At 71.2% G+C, this 26278-nt stretch carries 19 protein-coding genes; 7 read left to right on the forward strand and 12 right to left on the reverse strand.

The annotated features are described in order from the left end of the window. Nucleotides 1–3 precede the first annotated feature (3 nt). The 6 genes from pulA to ACZ7MF_RS34800 form a co-directional block, all read right to left on the reverse strand. Complete coding sequence (gene pulA, locus ACZ7MF_RS34775; RefSeq protein ID WP_471482179.1) at nucleotides 4–5418, reverse strand: pullulanase-type alpha-1,6-glucosidase; 5415 nt, start codon at nucleotides 5416–5418, stop codon at nucleotides 4–6. Between the two features lie 107 nt (nucleotides 5419–5525). Further along, nucleotides 5526–6086, reverse strand: a complete 561-nt coding sequence (locus ACZ7MF_RS34780) for a GNAT family N-acetyltransferase (RefSeq protein ID WP_471482180.1) — start codon at nucleotides 6084–6086, stop codon at nucleotides 5526–5528. Nucleotides 6087–6181: 95 nt separating this feature from the next. Beyond that, the gene (locus tag ACZ7MF_RS34785; RefSeq protein ID WP_471482181.1) at nucleotides 6182–7864 is read right to left on the reverse strand and encodes a glycoside hydrolase family 13 protein; all 1683 of its coding nucleotides are present in this window, start codon (nucleotides 7862–7864) and stop codon (nucleotides 6182–6184) included. A 129-nt stretch (nucleotides 7865–7993) separates the two neighbouring features. Next, nucleotides 7994–8905 (reverse strand): sugar ABC transporter permease, encoded by a 912-nt coding sequence (locus ACZ7MF_RS34790; RefSeq protein WP_391906658.1) that lies wholly within the window; start codon nucleotides 8903–8905, stop codon nucleotides 7994–7996. A 13-nt stretch (nucleotides 8906–8918) separates the two neighbouring features. Beyond that, on the reverse strand, nucleotides 8919–9923 hold the full coding sequence (locus ACZ7MF_RS34795; RefSeq protein WP_385360597.1) for a carbohydrate ABC transporter permease: 1005 nt from the start codon (nucleotides 9921–9923) through the stop codon (nucleotides 8919–8921). A gap of 116 nt (nucleotides 9924–10039) precedes the next feature. Further along, complete coding sequence (locus ACZ7MF_RS34800) at nucleotides 10040–11311, reverse strand: extracellular solute-binding protein (protein ID WP_471482182.1); 1272 nt, start codon at nucleotides 11309–11311, stop codon at nucleotides 10040–10042. Nucleotides 11312–11702: 391 nt separating this feature from the next. Between ACZ7MF_RS34800 and ACZ7MF_RS34805 the strand changes: the two genes are divergently transcribed. Together ACZ7MF_RS34805 and ACZ7MF_RS34810 are read left to right on the forward strand one after the other, a co-directional pair. Next, nucleotides 11703–12737, forward strand: a complete 1035-nt coding sequence (locus ACZ7MF_RS34805; RefSeq protein WP_003976582.1) for a LacI family DNA-binding transcriptional regulator — start codon at nucleotides 11703–11705, stop codon at nucleotides 12735–12737. Between the two features lie 94 nt (nucleotides 12738–12831). Continuing rightward, nucleotides 12832–13695 carry a phosphatase PAP2 family protein gene (locus tag ACZ7MF_RS34810; protein ID WP_471482183.1) on the forward strand — a complete coding sequence of 288 codons (864 nt, stop codon included), beginning with the start codon at nucleotides 12832–12834 and terminating at the stop codon, nucleotides 13693–13695. A gap of 143 nt (nucleotides 13696–13838) precedes the next feature. Here the strand turns inward: ACZ7MF_RS34810 and ACZ7MF_RS34815 are convergent, their stop codons facing one another. Beyond that, nucleotides 13839–16841 carry a bifunctional [glutamine synthetase] adenylyltransferase/[glutamine synthetase]-adenylyl-L-tyrosine phosphorylase gene (locus ACZ7MF_RS34815; RefSeq protein WP_471482184.1) on the reverse strand — a complete coding sequence of 1001 codons (3003 nt, stop codon included), beginning with the start codon at nucleotides 16839–16841 and terminating at the stop codon, nucleotides 13839–13841. A 174-nt stretch (nucleotides 16842–17015) separates the two neighbouring features. On the opposite strand from ACZ7MF_RS34815, the gene ACZ7MF_RS34820 reads away from it, so the two are divergent. The 3 genes from ACZ7MF_RS34820 to ACZ7MF_RS34830 are packed head-to-tail and all read left to right on the forward strand — an operon-like array spanning nucleotide 17016 to nucleotide 18028. After that, nucleotides 17016–17279, forward strand: coding sequence for a type II toxin-antitoxin system Phd/YefM family antitoxin (locus ACZ7MF_RS34820; RefSeq protein ID WP_052839935.1), 264 nt, complete (start codon nucleotides 17016–17018; stop codon nucleotides 17277–17279). Then, entirely contained in the window at nucleotides 17276–17530 is a 255-nt protein-coding gene (locus ACZ7MF_RS34825) for a Txe/YoeB family addiction module toxin (RefSeq protein WP_030189135.1), read from the forward strand. Before ACZ7MF_RS34820 ends, ACZ7MF_RS34825 begins: the two co-directional genes overlap by 4 nt. A gap of 51 nt (nucleotides 17531–17581) precedes the next feature. Continuing rightward, entirely contained in the window at nucleotides 17582–18028 is a 447-nt protein-coding gene (locus ACZ7MF_RS34830; protein WP_164413669.1) for a VOC family protein, read from the forward strand. Between the two features lie 27 nt (nucleotides 18029–18055). Here ACZ7MF_RS34830 and ACZ7MF_RS34835 read toward each other — a convergent pair whose 3' ends face one another. From ACZ7MF_RS34835 to ACZ7MF_RS34845, 3 genes are all read right to left on the reverse strand, one after another. Continuing rightward, nucleotides 18056–19831, reverse strand: coding sequence for an NAD+ synthase (locus ACZ7MF_RS34835; protein WP_471482185.1), 1776 nt, complete (start codon nucleotides 19829–19831; stop codon nucleotides 18056–18058). Between the two features lie 83 nt (nucleotides 19832–19914). Further along, entirely contained in the window at nucleotides 19915–20541 is a 627-nt protein-coding gene (locus tag ACZ7MF_RS34840; RefSeq protein ID WP_471482186.1) for a DUF305 domain-containing protein, read from the reverse strand. Continuing rightward, on the reverse strand, nucleotides 20538–21206 hold the full coding sequence (locus ACZ7MF_RS34845) for a DUF3105 domain-containing protein (RefSeq protein WP_471482187.1): 669 nt from the start codon (nucleotides 21204–21206) through the stop codon (nucleotides 20538–20540). The genes ACZ7MF_RS34840 and ACZ7MF_RS34845 overlap by 4 nt, the downstream gene beginning before the upstream one ends. 291 nt (nucleotides 21207–21497) lie before the next feature. On the opposite strand from ACZ7MF_RS34845, the gene glnA reads away from it, so the two are divergent. Beyond that, the gene (gene glnA, locus ACZ7MF_RS34850; RefSeq protein ID WP_087812139.1) at nucleotides 21498–22859 is read left to right on the forward strand and encodes a type I glutamate--ammonia ligase; all 1362 of its coding nucleotides are present in this window, start codon (nucleotides 21498–21500) and stop codon (nucleotides 22857–22859) included. A 15-nt stretch (nucleotides 22860–22874) separates the two neighbouring features. Here the strand turns inward: glnA and ACZ7MF_RS34855 are convergent, their stop codons facing one another. Further along, nucleotides 22875–23318, reverse strand: coding sequence for a DUF4267 domain-containing protein (locus tag ACZ7MF_RS34855; protein WP_471482188.1), 444 nt, complete (start codon nucleotides 23316–23318; stop codon nucleotides 22875–22877). 159 nt (nucleotides 23319–23477) lie between these two features. Between ACZ7MF_RS34855 and ACZ7MF_RS34860 the strand changes: the two genes are divergently transcribed. Further along, on the forward strand, nucleotides 23478–24056 hold the full coding sequence (locus ACZ7MF_RS34860) for a TetR/AcrR family transcriptional regulator (protein ID WP_471482189.1): 579 nt from the start codon (nucleotides 23478–23480) through the stop codon (nucleotides 24054–24056). A 24-nt stretch (nucleotides 24057–24080) separates the two neighbouring features. Here the strand turns inward: ACZ7MF_RS34860 and ACZ7MF_RS34865 are convergent, their stop codons facing one another. Beyond that, the gene (locus tag ACZ7MF_RS34865) at nucleotides 24081–26171 is read right to left on the reverse strand and encodes a WD40 repeat domain-containing serine/threonine protein kinase (RefSeq protein WP_471482190.1); all 2091 of its coding nucleotides are present in this window, start codon (nucleotides 26169–26171) and stop codon (nucleotides 24081–24083) included. Between the last annotated feature and the right edge of the window lie 107 nt (nucleotides 26172–26278).

Below are 26278 nucleotides of genomic sequence, written 5' to 3' on the forward strand. Positions count from 1 at the left end.
CCGTCAGCCGGCCCGCTGGAACACGGCGACCGTACGGGCCGGCACGGTGAACGTGCCGGTCTTCGCCGCGTACGCCGCCTCCTTCACCACCGCGTCCGCGCCCGCCGCCTGCACCGGGTGCAGCCGGTAGCCGGTCCCGGCCGCGGCGTCGAGGCGCTGCTCCTGCCGCTCGGGCGTGGCGTTGAAGACGACCACGAGGTCACCGAGGCGCATGGTGATCACGCCGGGCGTCTCGTCCTGGCCGGAGAGCGGGAAGGAGAGCCGGGACTGGACCTGCCCGGCCGTGGCGAGGGAGAAGTCCTGCTCGCCCGTACGGATCTTCAGCAGGTCCCGGTACGCCGCCGAGGCGCCGTTGATCTGCGGGCAGCCGACCTGCACCGCGCCCAGCAGGGGCTTGGCGTAGGGCCACTTGTCCTGGTTGTCGGCGGCCGGTGGCAGGCCCCGGCCGAAGCCGTTGCCGTCGGCGCAGTTCCAGTGGAGGGCGTTGAACCAGTCGCCGCTGTCGTAGGAGTTGCGGTCCAGCGACTTGGAGCGCAGCAGGTCGGTTCCCGCCTGGGAGAGCGCCGGGCCCTGCGAGAGGGCGGCGGTCGCCATGGCGAGGACCTGCATGCGGGCCCGGTCGTCGGCGGACGTGTCCTTGGGCAGCTTGAAGGTCAGCGCGTCGAAGAGGGACTCGTTGTCGTGCGCGTCGGCGTAGGCGAGGGCGTCGCCGGGTGCCGCCGCGTATCCGGCGGGGGCGCCGTTGTAGTCGACCTCGGAGCCCTTGACCTCCTTGCCGTCTGTGTCGGTGAAGGCGTAGTCGGCGAGGTTGCCGGTCAGCCCGACCTTGATCAGGTCCTGGTAGTGCAGCAGGCGGGCCTTCTGCTCGGCCTCGGTGCCGTTGGCCGCCGAGGAGTTCGGGTCGGTGTAGAGGCCGGAGGCGAAGCCCTGGACGCCGGGGTCCTCGTCGAAGGGGCCGCCGCCGCGCACGGCGTCGCGGGCCCGGTCGGAGAAGGTGGCGATGCCGGTGCCGGCCATGTTCTTCTGGGTGGCCTGGACGAAGCGGGCGTCGTCGGCGACCTCGCCGAAGTTCCAGCCCTCGCCGTACAGGATGATCTTCTTGCCGTCGACGCCGTCCTTCTTGAGGGTCAGCTCGTCCAGCGCCTTCCTGACCGCGAGGATGTTGGCCTTCGGGTGGTGGCCCATGAGGTCGAAGCGGAATCCGTCGACCTTGTACTCCTTGGCCCAGGTGACGACCGAGTCGACGACGAGCTTGCCCATCATGGCGTTCTCGGTGGCGGTGTTCGAGCAGCAGGTGCTGTTGGCCACCGAGCCGTCGGCCAGCAGCCGCTGGTAGTAGCCGGGCACGATCCGGTCGAGGACGCTGGTCTCCGCCTGGCCGCTGGCGGCCGTGTGGTTGTAGACGACGTCCATGACGACGCGCAGGCCGTCGTCGTTGAGGGCCTTGACCATCCTGCGGAACTCGACGGTGCGCTCGGTGCCGTCCGGGTCGGTGGCGTAGGAGCCCTCGGGAACCGTGTAGTGGTACGGGTCGTAGCCCCAGTTGAAGGCGTCCTTGGCGGCGGCCTTCGTCACGCACTCCTGCTGCTTGTCGGAGTCGGCCGGGTGGGCGGCGAGGTCGCAGTCGGGCGTCGTCTGCTCGGACTTCTTCTCGGGGATGGTGGCGATGTCGAAGGCGGGCAGCAGGTGCACGTAGGAGGTGCCCGCCTCGGCCAGTTCGCGCAGGTGCTTGGAGCCGTCGCTCTGCTCGTCGGTGAAGGCGAGGTAGGTGCCCCGGTGGTCCGCGTCGGCCGTCGGGTCGGCGACGGAGAAGTCGCGGATGTGCAGCTCCTGGATCTGGGCGTCCCTGAGCGGCACCGCCTCGGGCTTGTCGTAGCCGTCCCAGCCGCGCGGGGCGAGGGAGCGGTCGTCCAGGTCGACGGCGAGGCTGCGCTCGGAGTCGGTGGTAAGGGCGAGGGAGTAGGGGTCGGTGACCTTGTTGGTGACGACCTCACCGGCGGTGGGCGCCCAGACCGTGACGGCGTACCGGTAGGCCTTGCCCTTCCAGGACTTCGGGCCGGTGACGGACCAGACGCCGGTGGCGTCGTCGCGGCGCATCCGCACGGTGCGGTCGCCGATCTCCAGCCGCACGTCCTGCGCGGTCGGCGCCCACACGGAGAGGGTGGGCCGGCCGTGCCGGAAGACCGGGCCGAGGTCGGCCCCGGTCGCCCGGCCCGCGTACAGGTCGTCCAGGACGCCCGCGGTCTGCACGCCCGTCGCCGCGAGCAGGGCGCCGGTGGCGGTGCGCTGGGCGGCGACGACCTGGCCGCGCAGGGCCTCGCGGACCCGGTCGCGGTCGCGCGGGTCGACGGACCAGGCGGTGTACTCCTTCAGGTGCGGGAACTTCGCCTTCTGGGCGTCGGTGAGGGCACTCTTGTCCAGGCGGAGCCACTGCTGGTCGGTGCCGGTGAGCCGGCCGTCCGCGGCGCTGATCGAGCCGGTGCGGGAGGCGAGCAGCTGGGTGGAGGCAGCGCCCTCGGAGCCGTTCCAGGCGACGGTGTTCCGGTCGATCCAGACCGCCTTGGAGGTGGTGAGGTCGACGGCCGCCGCGGAGCCCGCGGGCTGCGGCAGCAGGTACTCCTCCTGACCGCTCAGCAGCCACACCTCGTGGCCGTCGGCCTTGAGGTCGAGGGCCTGGTCGGTGGGCAGGTCCTTCTCGTCGCCCTTGTGGACGATGTAGCTGAGGCTGCTCGCGCCGTCGGTGAGGGGCACCTCGAAGACTGCGCCGTAGGGGTCGGTCCTGACCGGCTGGAGCGGCTTGGCCCAGTCGGTGGGGTTGGCGGCGTCGCCCCAGACGTGCAGGCCCCAGCCGTCGTAGTCGCCGTCGGCGCGGTGGTAGTGCAGGACGGCCTTGGTGGTGTCCTGGGCGGGGTATTCGGGCCGCTCGGTGACGACCTGCTCCTTGCCCTGCTCGATCCACACCTCGCCGGTCTCGGTGACGTCGATGTTCCGGTCGGCGGAGACGTCCTTGTTGCCGTCCTTGTCGACGACGACGAAGCCGACGTTCGACGCGCCCGGCTTGAGCTTGACGTGGGCGAAGGCGCCGTAGGCGTCGCGGCCGGTGAAGGGGTGGCTGTCCGGCCAAGTGGTCGCCTCGCCGTCGGCGAGGTCGCCCCAGGCGTACAGGCCCCAGTCGTCGTAGTTCCCGTCCGCGCGCTTGTAGTGGACAACGGCGTAGTCCCGGGAGGCGGCGCCGGGGACCTCCTCGGCGGGCGGGGTGCCGGTGGTGGAGGCGGCCGTGGCACTCGCGGTGCGGCCGGCCGAGTCCACCACGACCGCCTTGTAGCGCAGGGCGGTGCCGGGCGGGGTGTGCGCGTCGACGGTGTGGGTGACCTTGTAGGGGGCGTGGTCGGCGGTGCCGAGGGTGCGCCACTTGCCGTCGCCGGTCTGGGCGGCGAAGACGACGCGATTGAGCTGCCCGCCCGCGACGTCGGCGCTCAGCTCGACGGTGCCGGTGGCGCCGGGGTCCGGGGCGCGGAGGGTGATCGTCGGCTCGGCGGCGGGCTGGGCGAGCCTGCCCGCGGCCTTGAGGACGACGGCCGACCGGGCCGGGACGGTGACGGTGACCTTGGTGTCGGCGCCGGACTTCACGTCGTCGTCGGTGCCGTAGAGGCCGCGGAAGGCCATGTGCGCCGAGCCGGTGGCGAAGGTGGCGCTCTTCTGGGTGTCGGCGTTGTTGAAGGCGACGACGTACTCGGTGCCGGTCCTGGCGTCGGTGCGGGAGAAGGCGTAGACGCCGGGGCCGTCGGCGGCGTAGCGCTCGGTCTGGACGCCGTCGGCGAGGGCCGGGTTGGCCTTGCGCAGCTTGGCGAGGGCGCTGATCTGCCGGTAGAGCGGGGCGCTCGTGTCGTAGGCGGCCTCCGCGTGGGTGCGGTCGGTGCCGAGCTGGTCGTCGTCGAGGTAGTCGGCGGTGCGGGAGGCGAACATCGGCTGGCGGGCGTCCTTGTCGCCGCCCGCGCCGGTGAAGCCCTGCTCGTCGCCGTAGTAGATCACCGGGTTGCCGCGGCTGAGGAACATCAGCTCGTTGGCGAGCCGGTCCTTCTTCAGCAGTTCGGCGTCGGTGGCGTCCGGGTCGTCCTGTTCGAGGAAGGTCCCGATGCGGCCCATGTCGTGGTTGCCGAGGAAGGTGACCTGCTCGTAGGCGTTGGCCTTGTCGGTCGTGTACTTGTAGTCGTCGCCGAAGACCGAGGCGAGCTTCTGGGCGCTGCCGCCCTGGGAGGCGTACGCGCGGGCCGCGTCCTGGAAGGGGAAGTCCAGGGTGGAGTCCAGACGGCCCTCGGTGACGTAGGGCGCGGTGACGGACGTGTCGGCGGAGTAGACCTCGCCGAACATGAAGAAGTCGTCGCGGCCCTTCTTGGCGGCGTAGGCGTCCAGCGCGGTCGCCCACTGGGTCCAGAACTCCATGTCGACGTGCTTCACGGTGTCGATCCGGAAGCCGTCGATGGCGAAGTCCTTGACCCACCGCTGGTAGATCTTCTCCATGCCGCCGACGACCTCGGGCCGTTCGGTCCACAGGTCGTCGAGGCCGTTGAAGTCGCCGTAGGTGGCCGACTCGCCGGCCCAGGTGGAGTCGCCCCGGTTGTGGTACATCGCCGGGTCGTTGAGCCAGGAGGGGACCTTGAGGTTCTTCTTGGCGGCCGGGACGACGGGGGTGCGCGGGAAGGAGCCGCTGTCCACCCGTGGGAACCTGCGGTCGCCGTCGGCGTAGTCGGCGTCGTCGAAGGGCTGCCCGTCCTTGGTCAGGTAGGGGAAGGCGCCCTTGGAGAGGTAGTCGTAGGACTTCTCCTCGTAGTCGACCACGTCGGCGGTGTGGTTGGTGATGACGTCGAAGAAGACCTTCATGCCCTTGGCGTGGGCCTTGGAGATGAGGTTCTTCAGGTCCTGGTTGGTGCCGAAGTGCGGGTCGACCTGGGTGAAGTCGGTGATCCAGTACCCGTGGTAGCCGGCCGAGGCGTCCTTGCCGGTGCCCTGCACGGGCTGGTTCTTGAAGATGGGCGCCATCCAGATGGAGGTGGTGCCCAGCCCCTTGATGTAGTCGAGCTTCTGGGTCAGGCCCTTGAGGTCGCCGCCCTGGTAGAAGCCCTTGTCGGTGGGGTCGTAGCCGGTGGTGAGCCGGGTGCCGGTCAGGCCGCCGCGGTCGTTCTTGGCGTCCCCGTTGGCGAAACGGTCCGGCAGGACGAAGTAGAACTGCTCACGCGTCAGGTCGTGGCGTGCGGCGGTCTTCGCCAGCTTCGCGTCGGACGGGGGCGCGGGCGGGGTGTCGGCCCGCGCGGCGAGCGGGGGGAGCAGGGCGGCGGCGAGCGCGGTCACGGTGACAGCCGCGACCCGTCTCACTCGTGCGGTACGGCGCGCGGCAGGCACCGGCCATCTCGGTATCACGGACGTGAACTCCTTGTGCTGACGGCTCGATCGGGTCCGACCCCGGCGAGACCGTAGCGCTGCCGCAAGAGTTGCGGCAAGGGTCATGAAAGTATCGGCAAGAACTTTCACAGCCGTCGGCCGTGCGGCGGCTCGGCGGCCGGAGCCGTGCTCCACAACTCCTCGAAGTCGTGGACCTCACCGCTCGGTTCCATGCCCAGGGACCGCGCCACCCCGGCCGAGGCCCGGTGCTCCGGGTGCACATGGGCCACGAAGCGCGACACTCCCCGCTCGCGCAGCCAGAGCGCCATGGTGGCAGTGCCCTCCTTGCCGTAGCCCGCACCCTGGAAGTCGTGACCGACGACCCAGGCGAGCTCGGCCTCGACCCGGCCGGGGCCGGGCCGGTGGAGCGTTGCCTGCACGGTGCCGACCAGCCTGCCGTCGGCATGCCGTCGCAGCATCCAGTTCAGCCAGCCCTGCCGGCCGTCGGGCGAGTGACCGACGGCCTGCCGCCGGTAGCGCCGCTCCAGCTCCTCCCCGGTGGGCGGAGAACCGCCGATCCACCGGTGCAGACGCACGTCGTCGAGGAAGTCCACCGCTTCCCGGGCGTGAGCGGCCGTCAGGGGCTCCAGCTGCACGCGGGCTCCCCGCAGCGGGGCGGCGGCAGGCCATGCGTATGTCTCGGACATGAGGTGTGTCTACCGCACACCGGTCGCCGAGGGCCCGCCACTCCCTCGTCCGGCAAGTGGCGGGCCCATCAGCAGTACCGGGGTTTCTTGGGCCCTCAGGCGCGGACCCACCAGACCGTCGTGTCCGCCGGGACCTTCGCCTCGCCGGCTGCCTCGGTGATCTCACCGCTGGCCAGCAGGACGCGTCCGTGTGCGGGCACCGCCACCGATTCGCCGGTGGTGTTGGCGACGCAGACGAAGTCCCCGCGCCGGAAGGCGACGACGCCCTCGGGGGCGCGCAGCCACTCGATCGCGTCGCCCGCCCCGAGGTCGGCGGTGGCGCGGCGGACGGCCAGGGCCTCGCGGTACAGCTCCAGGGTCGAGCCGGGCTCGCCGGTCTGCGCCTCGACGCTCAGCTCGCCCCAGCCCGCCGGCTGCGGCAGCCAGCTGCCGCCGTCTCCGAAGCCGTACGAGGAGCCCTCGCGGGTCCACGGGATCGGGACGCGGCAGCCGTCGCGGAAGCCGTCCTGGCCCGCGCCGCGGAAGTAGGCCGGGTCCTGGCGGACCTCGTCGGGCAGGTCGACGACGTCGGGGAGGCCCAGTTCCTCGCCCTGGTAGACGTAGGCCGAGCCGGGCAGGGCCAGCATGAGGAGGGTGGCGGCGCGGGCGCGGCGCAGGCCCAGTGCGCGGTCGCCGGCCAGGCGGATCTGGGTGCCGAGGCCCGCCGGGTTGGCGAAGCGGGTGGCGTGCCGGGTGACGTCGTGGTTGGAGAGGACCCAGGTGGCGGGGGCGCCGACGGGACGCATGGCGTCGAGCGTCCGGTCGATGACCGTGCGCAGTTCCTCGGCGTCCCAGTGGGTGCCCAGATACTGGAAGTTGAACGCCTGGTGCAGTTCGTCGGGGCGGACGTAGTGGGCGGTGCGCTCGACCGTCGGGGTCCACGCCTCGGCGACGAAGATGCGCTCGCCGGAGTACTCGTCGAGGATGAGCCGCCACTGACGGTAGATGTCGTGGACGCCGTCCTGGTCGAAGAACGGCATGACATCGTTGCCCAGCAGCTTCAGCTGCTCGTGGGATCCCAGGTCGGGCAGGCCCTCCGCCTTCACCATGCCGTGGGCGACGTCGATGCGGAAGCCGTCCACGCCCATGTCCAGCCAGAACCGCAGGATGGAGCGGAACTCGTCGCCGACGGCCGGGTGCTCCCAGTTGAAGTCGGGCTGCTCGGGCGCGAAGAGGTGCAGGTACCACTCCCCCGGCGTGCCGTCGGGCTCGGTGACCCGGGTCCAGGCGGGGCCGCCGAAGATGGACTCCCAGTCGTTGGGGGGCAGTTCGCCGTTCTTCCCCTTGCCGGGGCGGAAGTGGTAGCGGTCCCGGGAAGGGGAGCCGGGGCCCTCGGCGAGGGCGCGCCTGAACCACTCGTACTGGTCGGAGGAGTGGTTGGGCACCAGGTCGACGATGATGCGCAGGCCCAGCGCGTGGGCGTCGCGGATCAGGGCGTCGGCGTCCAGGAGGGTGCCGAACATGGGGTCGACGGCCCGGTAGTCGGCGACGTCGTAACCGGCGTCGGCCTGCGGGGAGGCGTAGAAGGGGCTGAGCCACACGGCGTCCACGCCCAGGTCGCGCAGGTACGGCAGGCGGGTGCGGACACCCTCCAGGTCGCCCATGCCGTCGCCGTTGCTGTCGGCGAAGCTGCGCGGGTACACCTGGTAGATGACCGCGTCCCGCCACCAGTCGTGGCGCTCGGAGACGGTGGCGACGGCGGAGGTGGGGGCCGGTGCGGCGGAAGGCTGCTGGCTCATGTCGTCCTTGGTACGTAGCGAAACGGAGCGGTACGGAGTCGAGGCGTCGGTGGCGGAGGAGGCGGCCGGCCGCGGTGCTGCGGGGTCGGATGGGCACCGCGGCCGGACGTTTTCCGGGTCGGGCGGCGATCAGCCCTTCGTGCCGCCCGCGGTGAGGCCGGTCACCAGGTTCTTCTGCACCAGGTAGAAGAACGCGGAGACGGGTATCGCGACGAGCACGGCGGTGGCCGCCATCAGGTTGCGCTGGGCGTCGTGCTCGCTGACGAAGCTCTGGAGTCCGACGGCGAAGGTGTACTTCGTGTCGCTCAGCATGAACGTCGAGGCGAAGGCGACCTCGCCGAACGCGGTGATGAAGCTGTAGAAGCCGGCGACCGCGAGGCCCGGCCGGGCCAGCGGCAGGATCAGCCGGAAGAAGGTGCCGAACGGCGTCAGGCCGTCCACCCGCCCGGCCTCGTCGATCTCGAACGGGATGGTGTCGAAGTAGCCCTTGAGCAGCCAGGCGCAGTACGGCACCGCGGTCGAGCAGTAGACGAGGATCAGGCCGAAGTAGTTGTCGATGAGCTGGAGCTTCGACAGGATCTGGTACATCGGCACGATCAGGACCGCGATGGGGAACATCTGCGTGACCAGCAGGACCCACATGAGCTTCCTGTAGCCCGGGAAGCGCATCCGCGAGACCGCGTAGCCGGTGGTGGCGGCGACCATGACGCCGATGACCGTGGTGCCCAGCGAGACGATCAGCGAGCTCTTCAGCCAGTCGAAGAAGTTGGTGTCCTGGAGCACGAACGCGTAGTTGTCGAAGGTCATCTTCGACCAGATGCGTCCGGGGTGCAGGTAGTCGTTCTTGTCCGGGCCGAGGGACAGGTAGACCAGCCAGGCGACCGGGAAGAGCGCGACGAGGCTCGCGAGGGTCAGCACGCCGTGGGAGGCGAGGGACGCGGCGCGGCTGCGTTCGCCGCGGCCGCGGACCTTGCGCGGCGGCGTGGTGGACGCGGTGACCTGCTCGGCGGGGGCCTTGGTGGGCGCGGTGCTTGTACTCATGGCGGCTCCTGCCTCAGTTCGCGAGCTGCTGCTCATTGCGGTTCAGCCAGCGGCGGTAGAAGGAGGTGAAGACGATCAGGATGGCCAGCAGCAGGATGCCGTAGGCCGCGGACTGCGCGAAGTCGCGCGGCTGCTGTCCGAAGCCGAGCTGGTACGCCCAGGTGACGAGGATCTGCGCGTCGGGGGCGGTGTTGCCGAACAGCAGGAAGATCACGGCGAACTGGTTGAAGGTCCAGATGATGCCGAGCAGGACGACCGTGGAGCTGACCGAGCGCAGACCGGGCAGGGTGACGTAGCGGAAGCGCTGCCAGGCGTTGGCGCCGTCCATCTCGGAGGCCTCGTAGAGGCTGTTGTCGATGGACTGCAGGCCGCCCAGGAGCGAGACCATCATGAACGGCACGCCGCACCAGGTGTTGACCATGATCGCGGAGAAGCGCTGCCAGAAGGTGTCCTCGAGCCACGCGGGCGTCGGCAGGTGCAGCCAGTCCAGGGCGGAGTTGATGATGCCCTGGTCGGCGAGCATGAAGCGCCAGCCGAAGACGGTGACGAAGGTGGGCACGGCCCAGGGCAGGACGAGGATCAGCCGGTAGAAGGTGCGGCCGCGCAGCTTCTGGTTGAGCAGCAGGGCGAGCCCGAGGCCGATGAAGAAGTGCAGGCCGACGCAGACCGCCGTCCACACGATGGTCCAGATGAAGTGCGACCAGAAGCGGTCGTAGGCCGTCGGGCCCCACAGGATGTCGGCGTAGTTGTCCAGGCCGACGAACTTGTAGGTGGCCTCGATCTCGTTGACGCCGATGGTGCGCCCCGTGTTGAGGCTGTTGGCGTCGGTGAGGGTGAGGTAGAGGCCGTAGCCCAGCGGGTACAGCACGAGGACGCCGATCACGACGGCCACCGGCGCGATCATGGCGTAGGCGTACCAGTGCTTCTGGTAGCCGTCTTTCAGACGCCGGCCGAGGCCGGGCCGCGGGGTGCGGTCACCGCGGCGCTTGCCGGTCGCGCGGTCGATGGCGACTGTCATGGTTCGACACCTTCGGGAGCATCGGGAAGGTCAGGGGTCTGCGGTCGGGGTGCGGCGCACGGCCGGTGACCGCCGGGCCCCTCCCCCCACAGCGGGGGCCCGGCGGTCGGGTGCTGCTACTTGCTGAAGTCCGGCACCAGCTTGGCGATCGCGGTCTCGGCGTCGCCCAGCCCCTCGTCCAGGGACTTCTTGCCGCCGGCGATCTGCGGCAGCTCGTCGTCCAGCGGCGTCCACAGGGAGCTGTACTCGGGCAGCGCCGGGCGCGGCTGGGCGGCGGGCAGGACCGTCTGGAAGCCGGCGATGCCCGGGTCGGCCTTGACCTTGGCGGTGTAGGCGTCGTCGCGGGTCGGCAGCGTCGAGTTCTTCAGGGCGACGGTCTCCTGGGACTTCGCCGAGGTCATGAAGTTCACGAACTTCAGCGCCGCCTCCTGGTGGGCCTTGTCCGAACCGGCGTACACCGACAGGTTGTGGCCGCCGGTCGGGGCGCCCGCCTTGCCGGTGGAGCCGGCCGGGACGGTGGCGATGCCGAGGTTGGCCTTGTCCTTGAACGCCGTGCCCTTGTAGAAGTTGGTGATCTCCCACGGGCCCTGGATGATCGAGGCGACCTTGCCGCTGACGAACGCCTCCTGGATGTGGGCGTAGGCGTCCGCGGTGGTGTCGGCCTTGTGCAGGCCCTTGCCGTTGAAGAGGCTCAGCCAGGTGCCGTAGCCCTTCTTCGCCTCGGCGGAGTCGACGGTGACCTTCTTGGCGTCGGCGTCGACCGTGTCGGTGCCCTCGCCGTACAGGAACGGCTGCGCGTAGTAGCCGGCCGTGGAGGCCCAGTAGCCGTCGACGCCGGTCTTGTCCTTGATGGTGGCGGCGGCCTTCTTCAGGTCGTCCCAGGTCTTGGGGGCCTCGACGCCGGCCTTCTCGAAGAGCGCCTTGTTGTAGACGAAGGCGAGGGTGTCGGTGACCAGCGGGACACCGTAGGTCTTGCCCTCGTACTTGGCCTGCTCGATCAGGTTGGGCTGGAACTTGTCCTGCTCGGCGAGGGCCGCGGTGCCGTCCAGCGGCAGGAAGAAGCCCTTCTTGGCGAAGGCGGGCGTCCAGCCGACCTCGGAGCGCAGCACGTCCGGGGCGCCCTTGGAGCCCGCGGCGGTGTCGAACTTGTTCTGCGCCTGGTCGAAGGGCACGTTGACGAAGTTGACCTTGACGCCCTTGTTGGCGGCCTCGAACTCCTTGACCAGGGCCTTGTAGGTCGGCGCCTCGTTGGTCGCGTTGGAGGTGTCCCAGTAAGTGATGGTGACCGGTCCGCCGGACTCGCTGTCGCCGCCGTCGTCTCCGCCGCACGCCGTCGCCGCCAGGGCGAGGGACGCCACCAGCGCGGTGGCCGCTATGCCACGCCGCATGAGTTCTCCTTGAGGGTGAAAGCCCGTGTGGTGCAGGGTGCGGGCCCGTCCGCCGCTCCTGCCGACCGCCGACCGCTTCGTTGCTGCCGTCGGGCGACGTGAACGTAACAGCGTTGAAAGCCCGGCGAAAGGTCTTGCTGCAAAAATGTGCAAGAGATCTCCGAAGTTATCCGGGCGTGACCTCTCGGCGACCGTCATGAGACGCTTGTTTACGGGGCCCGAGCGGTATCGGGCGGGTTGTGCAAGACTCTGCAAGCTCTTGCCGCCACTTTCTCGAGGGAGCGCGATGACGCAGCAGCCCGCGCCGGGCCGTCCGACGGGCCGTCCAACCGGCCGCCCACGGCGCCCGATCGGTGTGCAAGGCAGCGGTCGACAGGTACAGTCCACCCCTGTGACCACACGGCTTGCCGACATCGCCGCCCAGGCGGGGGTGAGCGAAGCGACCGTCAGCCGCGTCCTCAACGGGAAGCCGGGCGTCGCCGCCACCACCCGCCAGTCCGTGCTCGCCGCCCTCGACGTGCTGGGCTACGAGCGCCCCGTGCGGCTGCGGCAGCGCAGCGAGGGCCTGGTGGGCCTGATCACCCCGGAGCTGGAGAACCCGATATTCCCTGCCCTGGCCCAGGTCATCGGGCAGGCACTGACCCGCCAGGGCTACACGCCGGTCCTCGCCACCCAGACGCCGGGCGGCTCCACGGAGGACGAGCTGACCGAGATGCTGGTCGACCGCGGGGTGGCCGGCATCATCTACGTCTCGGGGCTGCACGCCGACACCACCGCCGACATGCAGCGCTACGAGCGGCTGCGCGCGCAGGGCGTGCCCTTCGTCCTGGTCGACGGCTTCTCGTCGCAGGTGCAGGCGCCGTTCATCTCCCCCGACGACCGGGCCGCGATGAGCCTCGCCGTCACCCACCTCGTCTCGCTCGGCCACACCCGGATCGGACTGGCCCTCGGGCCGAAGCGGTTCGTGCCGGTGCAGCGCAAGATCGAGGGCTTCGTGCGCACCGTCCAGGACCAGTTGGGGCTGAGTGCCGAGACGGTGGAGAAGGAGCTGGTCCAGCACTCGCTGTACACCCTGGAGGGCGGCCAGGCGGCGGCCTCCGCGCTCATCGGGCGGGACTGCACGGCGGTGGTCTGCGCCAGCGACATGATGGCGCTGGGCGCGATACGCGCGGCCCGGCAGCTGGGCCTGGACGTGCCCAAGGACGTCTCCGTCGTCGGCTTCGACGACTCGCCGCTGATCGCCTTCACCGACCCGCCGCTCACCACGGTCCGCAAGCCGGTCCCGGCGATGGGTCAGGCGGCGGTGCGCACGCTCCTCGAGGAGATCGGCGGGACGCCCGCGCCGCACAGCGAGTTCGTGTTCATGCCGGAGCTGGTGGTGCGCGGCTCGACGGCGTCGGCGCCGGGCGAGCGCGGCCGCCCCTGATCCCCGCGGGGGTGCCGGCTCCGGGGCGGATGCGGGTCGGATCCACCTGAGGGATGATCGGTGGAAGAAGGCTTTTCTGGCAGACTTCATGCCTATGGGTGACGCGACCGTGAGGATTCGGGAACGCCTGGAGCACAGCGTTCCACACCCCGTCACTGGGACGACGGGGAAGAGCCTCCTGTCCCGGCTCCGCACCCCGCGCCGACCGCGCCTGTGGTTCGAGATCCTGCTGATCGCGGTCAGCTACTGGACCTACTCCCTCGTCCGCAACGCGGTGCCGGAACAGCGGACCGCGGCCCTGCGCAACGCCGACTGGATCTGGCGCGTCGAGCAGCAACTGGGCATCGCCGTCGAGGAATCCGTCAACCACGCCGTCGACTCGGTGACTTGGCTGGTCGTGGGCATGAACTACTACTACGCCACGCTGCACTTCGTGGTGACTCTGGGTGTCCTGGTGTGGCTCTTCCGCAGTCATCCCGGCCGTTACGCGGCGACCCGGCTGGTGCTCTTCGCGACCACGGGTGTCGCCCTCGTCGGCTACTACCTGTACCCGCTCGCCCCGCCCCGGCTGATGAACGGCGGGCACTTCGTCGACACGGTGATGGTCCACCAGACCTGGGGGTCGATGGCGTCGGGGGACCTGAAGAACATGTCCAACCAGTACGCCGCGATGCCGTCGATGCACATCGGGTGGTCGGTGTGGTGCGGGCTGACGATCTTCGCGCTGGCGTCGGTGCCGTGGGTGCGGGTGCTGGGGCTGGTGTATCCGGCGCTCACGCTGGTGGTGATCGTGGCGACGGCGAACCACTTCTGGCTGGACGCGGTGGGGGGGCTGGCGTGTCTGGCCTTCGGGTACGGGGTGGCGTACGTCTGGTACGGGCGGTTGCCGTACCGGTTGCCCCGGGTGGTGCCGGTCGCTGCGCGGCGGCGGAGGGTGTGGTTGCCGGGGCGGGCCTGAGGGGTGCCCGGGGCGAGTGTGGCCGGGGGTGGGTGCGCAGCCCGGCGTGGCGGGGTGCCGCTGCGCCCACCCGTGCCGCCTGGGGGTACCTCCCAGGCCGTTCAGGCACTGGGGGAGGCACGACTGCCCGCAGCTAAGCGGCCTCACGTGTAGAACAGGTCCTCCACCACCGTGCGAGCCCGGCGGGCCGTGCGGCGGTATTCGTCGAGCATGTCGCCTGCGTGGCCCGAGCCGTGGCCCAGGTAGCGGCCGACGGCCGCCAGCTCGCGCGGGTCGGTGGGGAAGGTGTCGCCGGCCCGGCCGCGGACCAGCATCACCGCGTTGCGGACCCGGGTCGCCAGCACCCACGCCTCGTCGAGGGTGGCGGTGTTCTCCTCCGAGACCAGCCCGGCGTCCATGGCGGCGGCCAGCGCCGCGCGCGTCCCGGTGGTCCGCAGCCCGGCGATCTCGTGCCCGTGCCGCAACTGGAACAGCTGCACGGTCCACTCCACGTCGGAGAGGCCGCCCGGCCCCAGTTTGGCGTGCAGCTTGGGGTCGGCACCGCGCGGCAGCCGCTCGGACTCCATACGGGCCTTGAGCCGCCGGATCTCCCTTACGGCGTCCTCCTCCAGTCCGCCCGCCGGGTACCGCAGGGGGTCGATCAGCTCGATGAAGCGCCGCCCCAGCTCCTCGTCCCCGGCGACGAACTCGGCCCGCAGCAGGGCGTGCGACTCCCACCCCAGCGACCAGCGCCGGTAGTACGCCTCGTAGGACTTCAGGGTCCGCACCAGCGGCCCCGACCTGCCCTCGGGCCGCAGGTCGGCGTCGATCAGCAGCGGCGGGTCGGCGCTCGGCACCTGGAGCAGGCGGCGCATCTCGGAGACGACCTTGTTGGCGGCGTCGCCCGCCTCCCGCTCGTCCACCCCCTCGCGGGGCTCGTGCACGAAGAGCACGTCCGCGTCCGAGCCGTAGCCCAGCTCGTGTCCGCCGAAGCGGCCCATGCCGATGATCGCGAACCGGGTCGGCAGGACGTCGCCCCACTTGTCGCGCACGACCGCCCGCAGCGTGCCCGCGAGCGTCGCCGCCGTCAGGTCGGACACCGCGCCGCCGACCAGGTCCACCAGGGCGCCCTGGTCGGCCTCGACGGGCTGGGCCTCGGTGCCGTAGGAGCCGACGATGTCGGCCGCGGCCGTGCGGAACAGCTCCCGGCGCCGTACGCCGCGCACCGCGGTGACGGCCTGTACGGCGTCGTCGGCGCGGCGGACCGCGGCGAGGGTCTCCTGCTCCAGCTGGGCCCGGCCGCGCGGCCGCAGTCCCCCGGCGACGCCGTCGCCGAGCAGCGCGACGGCCTCCGGGGCCCGCATCAGCAGGTCGGGGGCGAGCCGCCCGGCGGAGAGCACCCGGGCGAGGTTCTCGGCGGCAGCGCCCTCGTCGCGCAGCAGTCTGAGGTACCAGGGGGTGGTGCCGAGCGCGTCGGAGACCTTGCGGAAGTTGAGCAGCCCGGTGTCCGGGTCGGCCGAGTCGGCGAACCAGCCGAGCAGCACGGGCAGCAGGGTGCGCTGGATGGCCGCCTTGCGGGTGACGCCGGACGCCAGCGCCTCCAGGTGCCGCAGGGCGGCGGCCGGGTCGGCGTAGCCGAGGGCGACCAGGCGTTCCCGGGCGGCCTCGGGGCTGAGCCGGGCCTCGCCGGGGGCGAGCTGGGCGACGGCGTCGAGCAGCGGCCGGTAGAACAGCTTCTCGTGCAGCCGGCGGACGACGGCCGCGTGCCGCTTCCAGGCACGCAGCAGCCCGGTCACCGGGTCGTTGCGCAGGCCCAGGGAGCGCCCCATGCGGCGCAGGTCGGCCTCGTCCTCGGGCACGAGGTGGGTGCGGCGCAGCCGGTGCAGCTGGATGCGGTGCTCCATGGAGCGCAGGAAGCGGTACGCCTCGTCGAGCTGCGCGGCGTCGGTGCGGCCGACGTAGCCGCCCGCGGCGAGGGCCGCCAGGGCGTCCAGGGTCGTGCCGCTGTGCAGGGAGGTGTCCGCCCGTCCGTGCACCAGCTGGAGGAGCTGCACGGCGAACTCGACGTCCCTGAGGCCGCCGGGCCCGAGCTTGAGCTGCCGGTCGACCTCGGTGACGGGGATGTTCTCCACCACCCGGCGGCGCATCTTCTGCACGTCCGGGACGAAGTTCTCGCGGTCGGCGGCCTGCCACACCAGGGGCTGGAGGGCGGCGACGTACTCGGCGCCGAGCCCGGGGTCGCCGGCCACCGGGCGGGCCTTGAGCAGCGCCTGGAACTCCCAGGTCTTGGCCCAGCGCTGGTAGTAGGCGACGTGGCTGCTGAGGGTGCGCACCAGGGGGCCGTTGCGGCCCTCGGGGCGGAGGTTGGCGTCGACGGGCCAGATGGAGCCCTCGACGGTGGTCTCGGAGCAGATCCGCATCATGTGCGCGGCGAGCGAGGTCGCGGCCCGCATGGCCTTGGCCTCGTCGGCGTCGGGGCCCGTGTCCGCCGCCTCCCCGACGAAGATGACGTCGACGTCGGAGACGTAGTTCAGCTCGTGTCCGCCGCACTTGCCCATCGCGATCACCGCGAGCCTGCACCGCGCGGCGTCCTCGGGCGCGGCGGCCTCGGCGAGGGCCAGGGCGGCGCGCAGGGTGGCGGTGGCGAGGTCGGCCAGCTCGGCGGCGGTCTCGGCGACGTCGATGGTGCCGCAGACGTCGCGGGCGGCGATGGACAGCAGGCAGCGCCGGTAGGCGACGCGCAGGGACACCGGGTCGGTGGCTTCGGCGAGCCCCCGCTCGAACTCCTCGACGCCGGGGTGCAGGTCGCGCGGCTCGTACGTGACGAGGGCCTGCCAGTCCCCGGCGTGCCGGGCGAGGTGGTCGGCGAGCGCCTCGGAGGCGCCGAGCACACCGAGGAGACGGTCGCGCAGCGGCTTGGCCGCTATCAGGGTGTCCAGCAGCTCCTGGCGGGCGGTGGCGTCGGGCTGCGCCTCCAGGAGCCGTACCAGTCCGTGCAGGGCGAGGTCCGGGTCGGCGGTGGCGCCCAGCGCCTCCAGCAGGACAGGATCGGCGCGCAGCTCGGCCAGCTCGGCCCCGTCAAGCAGCCGTTCGGCGGCCGAGGGATCGGTGAAACCGTGCCGCAGCAGTCGCGTGAAGGTACTGCTCCTGCGCCCCGGCGCCGTCATCTCGGCCTCCTGTCGGACAGTGGGGCACGTGGGCCCGGGTGGGATCAAGGTCGTACGGGCTGAGCGTAGCCGGGGAACGGCGTGCGGGCGCCGGGACGTAGCGCTCCCGCTTTCCGGTGGACCGTCCCAGACTCGTACGATATCTTGTACCAGCCGAGGAAGGGAGGCACTGGTATGTCCATCACCGCCAGCGAAGCCCGTCAGAATCTGTTCCCGCTGATAGAGCAGGTCAACGAGGACCACGCCCCGGTGCACATCACCTCCCGCAAGGGGAACGCCGTGCTCATGTCCGAGGAGGACTTCACGGCGTGGACGGAGACGGTGCATCTCCTGCGCTCGCCGCGGAACGCCCGCCGTCTGCTCGACTCCATCGCGGAGGCCGAGGCGGGCGACGCGCGGCAGCGTGAGCTGATCGACCCGGACGCGGAGCGGGCGTGAGGATCACTTTCACGTCCCACGGCTGGGAGGACTACGTCCACTGGGCCGAGAGCGACCGGAAGGTGACCAAGCGGATCAACAGACTGATCGCCGACATCGCCCGTGACCCGTTCAAGGGCATCGGCAAGCCGGAGCCGCTCAAGGGCGACCTGTCCGGCTACTGGTCACGGCGCATCGACGACACGCACCGTCTTGTGTACAAGCCCACCGATGACCTGCTGGTCATCGTCCAGGCGCGCTACCACTACTGACACCCGCCGGTACCGACACCCGCGATCGACGAAAGCCGAAGGAGTCACGCCATGGACTTCACGCTCGAAGTCATCCCGCTCCCCGTCAGCGACATCGACCGTGCCCGGGACTTCTACCGGGACAAGGTCGGCTTCCACGTCGACATCGACCAGGAGGTCATGCCGGGCATGCGGATCGTCCAGCTGACGCCCCCGGGCTCCGGCTGTTCGGTCGCCCTCGGCGACGCCATCTGGGACATGGCCCAGGGGCAGACCCGGCCGGAACCGGGCTCGTACCAGGGCCTCCAGCTCTGCGTCGCCGACATCAAGGCGGCCCACGCGGAGCTGACCGCCCGGGGTCTGGAGGTCTCGGAGCCGGTGCAGTACGCCCCGGACGACGGCGCCACCTTCATGTACTTCAAGGACCCGGACGGCAACGGCTGGGCGATCCAGGAGTACCGGCGCCGGGTGGCGGAGCCGCTGCACAAGGTGCTGGCCGACCTCAAGCGCGAGGGCTGACCGGCCCCGCCGCCCCGGCCGGTCGCCTCAGCCGCGCTCCCGCCAGCGGTTGGTGACCGGCAGGCGGCGGTCCTTGCCGAAGCCCTTGGGCGAGATCTTGGTGCCCGGCGGGTACTGCCGCCGCTTGTACTCGGCGGTGTCCACCATGCGCAGCGTCCGCGTCACCAGCTCCCGGTCGTACCCGGCGGCCACGATCTCGTCCGCGCCCCGGTCCCGGTCGACGTACCGGGCGAGGATCGCGTCCAGCACCGGGTAGTCCGGCAGCGAGTCCGTGTCGACCTGGCCGGGGCGCAGCTCCGCGCTCGGCGGCTTGGTGATCGAGTTCTCCGGGATCGGCGGGGTCCGGCCGCGGTCCCGGGCCGCGCGGTTGCGCCACTCGGCGAGCCGGAAGACCGACGTCTTGTACACGTCCTTGATGGGTCCGTAGGCGCCCACCGAGTCGCCGTACAGCGTCGAGTAGCCGACCGCCAGCTCCGACTTGTTGCCGGGGGCCAGTACGAGGTGGCCCTCCTGGTTGGAGAGCGCCATCAGCAGCGTGCCGCGCAGGCGGGACTGGAGGTTCTCCTCCGCCAGGCCGGTCAGCTCCAGCGCGCCCGTGTACGCGTCGAACATCGGCTCGATGGACACGGTGCGGTGGTTGAGACCGGTGCGCCGGGCCAGCTCGGCCGCGTCGTCCCTGGAGTGCCCGGAGGAGTACTTCGAGGGCATCGAGACGCCGTACACGTGCTCGGCGCCGAGCGCGTCGCAGGCGATCGACGCGACCAGCGCGGAGTCGATGCCGCCGGACAGCCCGATCAGCACCGAGCGGAAGCCGTTCTTCGTGACGTACGCGCGCAGGCCGGTGACGAGCGCCGAGTAGACCTCCTCGTCGTCGTCCAGCGGCTCGGCGTGCCCGCCGGACAGCCACGGCTCACCGGCGGGCACCGTGTCCGCCGCCTCCCGCGCTTCGGAGAGCACCACCCGGTCGATGCGCAGTCCGTCGTCCACGACGCCGGTGGGCGCCTCGGCACCCGTCCCGGCGGCCGGCAGGTCGAGGTCCAGCACCACGCAGCCCTCGGTGAACTGCGGCGCCCGGGCCAGCACCGTCCCGTCCCGGTCGACGACGATCGAGTCGCCGTCGAAGACCAGCTCGTCCTGCCCGCCGGTCATGGCGAGGTAGGCGGTGGTGCACCCGGCCTCCTGGGCGCGTTTGCGCACCAGCTCCAGCCGGGTGTCGTCCTTGTCCCGCTCGTACGGGGAGGCGTTGACGGAGAGCAGCAGCCCGGCCCGCGCCGAGCGGGCGGCCGGCACCCGGCCGCCGTCCTGCCACAGGTCCTCGCAGACGGCCAGCGCCACGTCCACGCCGCGCACCCGCACCACGGGCAGGGTGTCGCCGGGCACGAAGTAGCGGAACTCGTCGAAGACGCCGTAGTTCGGCAGGTGGTGCTTGGCGAGGCTCAGCGCCACCTCGCCGCCGTGCAGCACGGCCGCCGCGTTCTGCGGGGCGCCGGCGGGCTGGCCGTACCTCGGCCGGGCGGTCGCCGAGCGGTCGAGGTAGCCGACGACCACGGGGACCCCGCCTAGACCCTCGTCCGCCAGCCGCGCCGCGAGGGAGCGCAGGGCGGCGCGGGAGGCCTCGACGAAGGACGGTCTGAGGGCCAGGTCCTCCACCGGGTACCCGGTCAGCATCATCTCCGGGAACGCCACCAGGTGCGCTCCCTGCCCGGCCGAGTGCCGGGTCCAGCGCAGGACCGACTCGGCGTTGCCGTCGATGTCGCCGACGGTGGAGTCGATCTGGTTGAGGGCGAGTCGTAGTCGGGGCACGGGCCCCACTGTAATCGTCAGAACGACGCAATGGGGCGACGGATGTGTTACCGCCTGATGTCCGAGACCTCACGCGCGCCGTCTCAGCTCCGCGGCTTCGCGCCCCGCTCGGCCAGCAGGTCGGCCATCAGCCGGATCTCCGACTCCTGGGACTCCACCATTCCCCGGGCCAGCCGCTTCTCCACGCCGACGGTGCACCTCTCGACGCACCCCTTGGCCATGTGGACGCCGCCCTTGTGGTGCTCGGTCATCAGCTGGAGGTAGTAGACCTCGGCCTGCTTGCCGTCCAGCGTCCCGAGCTTCTCCATCTCGGCGTCGGTGGCCATCCCCGGCATCAGCGAACCCTCACCGGCCAAGGGCGCGTCGCCCATGCCCATCCAGGTCATCGGCGGGTCGGACGACACCTTGGGCAGCGCCCACAGGTCGAGCCAGCCGATCATCATGCCGCGCTGGTTGGCCTGGGTCTGCGCGATGTCGTACGCGAGCCGCCGCACCTCCTCGTCGCCGGTGCGGTCGCGCACGATGTACGACATCTCCACGGCCTGCTGGTGGTGGACCGACATGTCCCGCGCGAACCCGGCGTCCGCGGAGTCGGCGGCCGGGGTCTTGCTCCCGCCGTCGTCCCCGGCGACCGCGTAGGTGATCCCGCCGGCCGCGACGAGCACGGCGGCCGCGGCCCCCGCGATCCAGCCGGCCCGTTTCGCGGTCACTGGGACAGTCCGTTGGTGCACGCGGCCCCCGGCTCGGGGGTCTGCTGCCCCTGGACGAACTTCTCGAAGAACTTGTCCACGTTCGGGTCGTCGGCGCCGGTCACCGTGCGCTGGTGCCCCCACGCGGACAGCACGATCGGGTCCTTCTGCTTGTCGTCGGGGCTCATCAGCGAGTACGGCGTCTTCTTGACCTTGGCGGCCAGCTTCTCGACGTCGGCCTTGGGTGCCTGGTCGGTGTACGTCACCCAGACGGCGCCGTGCTCCAGGGAGTGCACGGCGTTCTCGTTGTTCAGCGGCTTGGTGTAGACGTCGCCGTTGCAGTTCATCCAGACCTGGTTGTGGTCGCCGCCGACGGGGGGCTCGACCGGGTAGGTCACCTTCTTGGTGACGTGGTTGCGCCCCAGGTCGCCCTTCCAGGTCCGTACGCCGTCCGCGCCGGTCTCGAACTTGCCGGAGGTCTTGCCGTCGGACGCCGTGTCGCCGGAGGAGTCGTCGGACTGCGACCGGACGAGGAAGACGCCGCCGACGACGAGACCGGCGACGACCACGGTGCTGAGCGTGATCGTGAGGATCCGGTTCCGGCGGTTGCGGGCCTCCTCGGCACGCCGCATCTCGGCTATGCGGGCCTGTCGCGCCGTGTTGCTGCTCTTCTTGGCGGAACCCATGGGGTGTTGCCCTTCTGGGAAGGAATCTGGGGAACGGACGACCGTGAGGTCCGCTGATCGTAATGGCGCGGGGCCCGTCCTTCGTAGGGCGGGCACAGGATCCGTCCCGGCCGGATCCCCGGAATGGCCCGATCGAACAGGTGGCCTCTACGCTGCGGTCACGGGGTGGGCCGGCCGACGGAGGTCCGCAACGCATACGTAACGGCGCTGTGGTGTGATGCTCAAGTGCCCGACCGCCTCCCGCCGTACCGGAGACAGGCGGCCTGACCAGCAAGGATGGGGAAGCGGAAGATGGACAAGCAGCAGGAGTTCGTGATCCGGACGCTGGAGGAGCGCGACATCCGGTTCGTACGCCTGTGGTTCACGGACGTGCTGGGCTTCCTCAAGTCCGTCGCCGTGGCCCCGGCCGAGCTGGAGCAGGCCTTCGACGAGGGCATCGGCTTCGACGGCTCCGCGATCGAGGGCTTCGCCCGGGTCTACGAGTCCGACATGATCGCCAAGCCGGACCCGTCGACCTTCCAGGTCCTGCCCTGGCGCGCGGAGGCCCCCGGCACGGCCCGCATGTTCTGCGACATCCTGATGCCGGACGGCTCGCCGTCCTTCGCGGACCCGCGCTACGTCCTCAAGCGCGCCCTGGCCCGCACCTCCGACCTGGGCTTCACCTTCTACACCCACCCCGAGATCGAGTTCTTCCTGCTGAAGGACAAGCCGGTCGACGGCTCGGTCCCGACCCCCGCCGACAACTCCGGCTACTTCGACCACACCCCGCAGAACATCGGCATGGACTTCCGCCGCCAGGCGATCACCATGCTGGAGTCGATGGGCATCTCGGTGGAGTTCTCCCACCACGAGGGCGCCCCCGGCCAGCAGGAGATCGACCTGCGCTACGCGGACGCGCTCTCCACGGCCGACAACGTCATGACCTTCCGCCTGGTCATGAAGCAGGTGGCCCTCGAACAGGGTCTCCAGGCCACCTTCATGCCGAAGCCGTTCTCGGAGTTCCCGGGCTCGGGCATGCACACCCACCTCTCCCTCTTCGAGGGCGACCGCAACGCGTTCTACGAGTCCGGCGCGGAGTACCAGCTCTCCAAGGTGGGGCGCTCCTTCATCGCGGGCCTGCTCCGCCACGCCGCCGAGATCTCCGCGGTCACCAACCAGTGGGTGAACTCCTACAAGCGCATCTGGGGCGGCACCGAGCGCACCGCCGGCGCGGGCGGCGAGGCCCCCTCCTACATCTGCTGGGGCCACAACAACCGCTCGGCCCTGGTCCGGGTCCCGATGTACAAGCCCGGCAAGACCGGCTCGGCCCGCGTCGAGGTCCGCTCCATCGACTCCGGCGCCAACCCGTACCTGACCTACGCGGTCCTCCTCGCCGCCGGTCTCAAGGGCATCGAGGAGGGCTACGAACTCCCGCCGGGCGCCGAGGACGACGTCTGGGCCCTGTCCGACGCGGAGCGCCGCGCCCTGGGCATCGAGCCCCTCCCCCAGAACCTGGGCGAGGCCCTCGCCCTGATGGAGCGCAGCGACCTGGTCGCCGAGACCCTCGGCGAACACGTCTTCGACTTCTTCCTCCGCAACAAGCGCCAGGAGTGGGAGGAGTACCGGTCCCAGGTCACGGCGTTCGAACTGCGGAAGTCGCTGCCGGTGCTGTAGTCCGGGGCACAGACGTCAGGCGGGCTGCGCGGAGGCGGGCGTCGGGGCGGGGGCCGGGGCGGGGGCCTTGTGGGCCTTGCCGGTTTCGCGGAGGGTCAGCAGGCCGGTGATCGCGATCACCGCCGAGGTCAGGCCGTGGATACCGAGCGCGGCGGCCAGGGAGCCGTGGTGGGCCAGGACGTTGACCATGTCGCCGAACGGGGCGACGGCCTCCGTCAGCAGGACCCAGCCCAGGGCGCGGCGGTGGCCCGTCACCAGCAGGATGCCGAGGGTCAGGCCCATCGCCAGTTCGCGGGTGCCCTTCATGACGAGGAAGCCGTCGCCGTCGCCGGCGGGCCACTCCGGCAGGCCGACTCCTCGAGTGGACGCTTCTGGGGCCAGGATGAAGGACAGCCCGAGGTAGAGGACGAACAGGGCGCAGGCGGCGACCAGGGCGGTGTTGACGTTCTTCAGCGACATGCGGCTTCTCCTTCTTGCTGCGAGGGCGGCGTCGAACTCCTGCTCGCCGACCATGAACGCGTAGTGGTGTGGCTCGAAGTCGTCATCTAGTGCTGCTAGCCGATGAGGCAACGCTAGTACTACCATCGCTCCATTGTCTAGCAGTGCTAGGATCGAATCATGTCGGTACAGGAACGCAAGCGACGGGAACGGACGGAGCGCGAGCGCCTCATCGTGGCGACCGCCCGTGAACTCGCCGAGCAGCAGGGCTGGGACGCGGTCACCACCCGCCGGCTCGCCGAGCGCATCGAGTACAGCCAGCCCGTCCTCTACAGCCACTTCCGCGGCAAACGCGAGATCATCGGCGCCGTCGCCCTCCAGGGCGCCACCGAGATGGCCGCGGCGGTGCGGGCCGCGACCGCCGCCGCCGACGGCCCGCGCGCCCGGGTGTACGCCCTCGCCCGCGCCTACCTGACCTTCGCCGAACGCAACCCGGCGGTCTACGACGCCATTTTCCAACTCGACGGCGGCCTGGCGTACGCACGGGAGGACACCCCGGAGCCGCTGAAGGACGCCTTCGCCGCGCTGCTGGAGAGCCTGGCCGAGGTCGCCGGAGACGGCGTCGAACCGGGGCTGTTCACCGAGGTGTTCTGGGCGTCCCTGCACGGGGTGACGACCCTGACCCGGTCGGGACGGCTGCCGCCGGAGGAAACCGAGCAGCGGGTGAAGCTGCTGGTGGACCGGCTCGCCGTGGCCTGATCCGGAAGCACGGGGTGGGCCCGCTCAGTGAGCGGTCTTGGCCGGGACCTTCCACAGCCGTACGCCGTGGTTCGCCTTCGGGTCGTTCGGAGGGCCGTACTGGTCCGGGGCGTCGGAATCCTCGTCGGGTTCGTCGACGCCCCCGAGGGTGGTGCCGGCGAGGAGGCGTCCGTCGGGGCTGAAGGCCAGCTCCTGGATCTCGTCGTAGCCGTAGCCGGTGTCGTCGTCGGACAGGATGGCGCTCGGTTTGCGGTCGGCCAGGTTCCACAGCAACACCCCGCCGTCGGCGGTGACGGCGAGGCTCCGGCCGTCGGGGCTGAACGCCAGGTCCCGGGCCTCCGCGCGGTCGTTGGCGAGGGTGGCCTTCAGGCGGCCGGTGGCCACGTCCCACAGCCGGACGTCGCTGCGCGGTCCGCCGGTGGCGAGGGTCTTCCCGTCGGGACTGAACGCGACGGCGTAGGTGACGTCGTCGACGGCGAGGGTGAGGCGGGGGTCGCCCTGTCCGTAGGGCTTCGGGTCGATCCGGGTCACGTCCCACAGCTTGACCGGCTCGTGGTCCGGGAACCTGCGCTTGCCGGAGGGGTCGCCGACGGTGGCGAGGGTCTTCCCGTCGGGGCTGAACGCCACGTCCATCATGCGCACCTCCTGGGTGAAGTGGGCGCGCGCGTCCTCGCTGCGGCTGTCGACGTCCCACAGCTCGGAGCCGACGATGTTGCCGAAGGCGATCCGCTTGCCGTCGGGGCTGAGGGCGAGGGCGTAGGTGTGTTCCTCGATACGGCGGATCTCCCGTCGCCCCGGCACGTCCCAGACGCCGACCAGGCTGTTGTAGGTCCTCGCGGCCAGCGTCTTCCCGTCGGCGCTGAACGTCACGTTGAGGATGCTCATCGGCTCCCCCCGCCAGTCCTTCTCGGTGAGGGTGGCGCGCACCTTGCGCGTGGTGACGTCCCAGAGCCTGATCCTGCCGTCCTCGCCGCCGGTGGCGAGCGTCCTGCCGTCCCGGCCGAACGCGATGCCGGTGCTCCCCTTGGCGAAGATGTCGGTCGCCGCGACCACGGGGTACGGCTGCTTGCTCTTCGGGGGCTTCCCCGACCAGGGCAGCAGCGTCACGACCAGGACGACGACCAGCGCGATGGCACCGACGACGCCGAGCAGGGCGGCGTACGGCGGGGTGGACGGGGTCTCGGGCTCGGCGTCCGGGGCCGGGGTGCGCGCCGGGGCGGTGGCGGTGGGCGCGTCCGGGCCGGTCGCCGGGGGCGCGGACACGACGGTGGGCGTGCGGCCGTCGTCGAAGTCCCCCTGCGCGGCCCGGCCGCAGAGCCGGACGATCTCGGCGGGCGTCGGCCGCCGGGCCGGGTCCTTCTCCAGGCAGCGGGCCACGACGCCGCGCACGGACGCGGGGCAGCCGTCGAGGTCCGGCGCCGCTTCCAGGATCCGGTACGCCACTGAAGGGTCGCTGCCGCCGCCGAAGGCGAGCCGTCCGGTCGCGGCGAAGTGGGCGACGAGACCGAGCGCGAAGACGTCACCGGCCTCGGTGACCTGCTGCCCCCGGATGTACTCGGGCGCCATGTAGGAGGGCGTTCCGGCACGCATGCCCGTGGCGGTCAGGGCCGTGACGTCCGCGGCACGGGCGATGCCGAAGTCGATGACCTTGGGTCCGTCGGCGGTGAGGACGATGTTGGAGGGCTTCAGGTCCCGGTGGATCACCCCGGCGGCGTGGATCGTCTCCAGCGCCTCGGCGACCCCGGCCGTCAGCGCGAGCACCTCGTCGGCGGGCAGCGGCCCCCGTTCGCCGACGGCCTGCTGGAGGGAGGGCCCGGGGGCGTAGGCCGTGGCGAGCCAGGGTTCCGCGGCCTCCAGGTCCGCCGCGACGACGGGCACGGTGTAGAGCCCCTGGACGCGCCGGGCCGCCGCGACCTCCAGCGCGAACCGCTTGCGGAACTCCGGGTCGGCGGCGTACGCACGGTGGACGACCTTGACGGCCACGGCACTCCCGGCGGGCGTACGTCCGAGGTAGACGCGGCCCATCCCGCCCTCGCCCAGCAGCCGCTCCAGCCGGTAGGGACCGATCTCCGCCGGTATGTCACCGGTGGCCGGGTCCGGCCGACGGTCCGTCATCCCGCGAAGGCTTCGGTGGATGCGGTGCAGCGGATCATGGCTCCCTCAAGTCTCTGCTCGACCAAGTCTCTGCTCGACGAAGGCTCGCGGCCCGGGGCGGCGAACCT

The organism is Streptomyces sp. NPDC111628, from assembly GCF_055635195.1.

Coding starts and splice junctions, on each gene's coding strand:
- ACZ7MF_RS34780 (WP_471482180.1), bottom strand. CDS start 6,086: ATGTCCGAGACATACGCATGGCCTGCCGCCGCCCCGCTGCGGGGAGCC.
- ACZ7MF_RS34785 (WP_471482181.1), bottom strand. CDS start 7,864: ATGAGCCAGCAGCCTTCCGCCGCACCGGCCCCCACCTCCGCCGTCGCC.
- ACZ7MF_RS34790 (WP_391906658.1), bottom strand. CDS start 8,905: ATGAGTACAAGCACCGCGCCCACCAAGGCCCCCGCCGAGCAGGTCACC.
- ACZ7MF_RS34795 (WP_385360597.1), bottom strand. CDS start 9,923: ATGACAGTCGCCATCGACCGCGCGACCGGCAAGCGCCGCGGTGACCGC.
- ACZ7MF_RS34800 (WP_471482182.1), bottom strand. CDS start 11,311: ATGCGGCGTGGCATAGCGGCCACCGCGCTGGTGGCGTCCCTCGCCCTG.
- ACZ7MF_RS34810 (WP_471482183.1), top strand. CDS start 12,832: ATGGGTGACGCGACCGTGAGGATTCGGGAACGCCTGGAGCACAGCGTT.
- ACZ7MF_RS34815 (WP_471482184.1), bottom strand. CDS start 16,841: ATGACGGCGCCGGGGCGCAGGAGCAGTACCTTCACGCGACTGCTGCGG.
- ACZ7MF_RS34820 (WP_052839935.1), top strand. CDS start 17,016: ATGTCCATCACCGCCAGCGAAGCCCGTCAGAATCTGTTCCCGCTGATA.
- ACZ7MF_RS34830 (WP_164413669.1), top strand. CDS start 17,582: ATGGACTTCACGCTCGAAGTCATCCCGCTCCCCGTCAGCGACATCGAC.
- ACZ7MF_RS34845 (WP_471482187.1), bottom strand. CDS start 21,206: ATGGGTTCCGCCAAGAAGAGCAGCAACACGGCGCGACAGGCCCGCATA.
- glnA (WP_087812139.1), top strand. CDS start 21,498: ATGGACAAGCAGCAGGAGTTCGTGATCCGGACGCTGGAGGAGCGCGAC.
- ACZ7MF_RS34855 (WP_471482188.1), bottom strand. CDS start 23,318: ATGTCGCTGAAGAACGTCAACACCGCCCTGGTCGCCGCCTGCGCCCTG.
- ACZ7MF_RS34860 (WP_471482189.1), top strand. CDS start 23,478: ATGTCGGTACAGGAACGCAAGCGACGGGAACGGACGGAGCGCGAGCGC.
- ACZ7MF_RS34865 (WP_471482190.1), bottom strand. CDS start 26,171: ATGACGGACCGTCGGCCGGACCCGGCCACCGGTGACATACCGGCGGAG.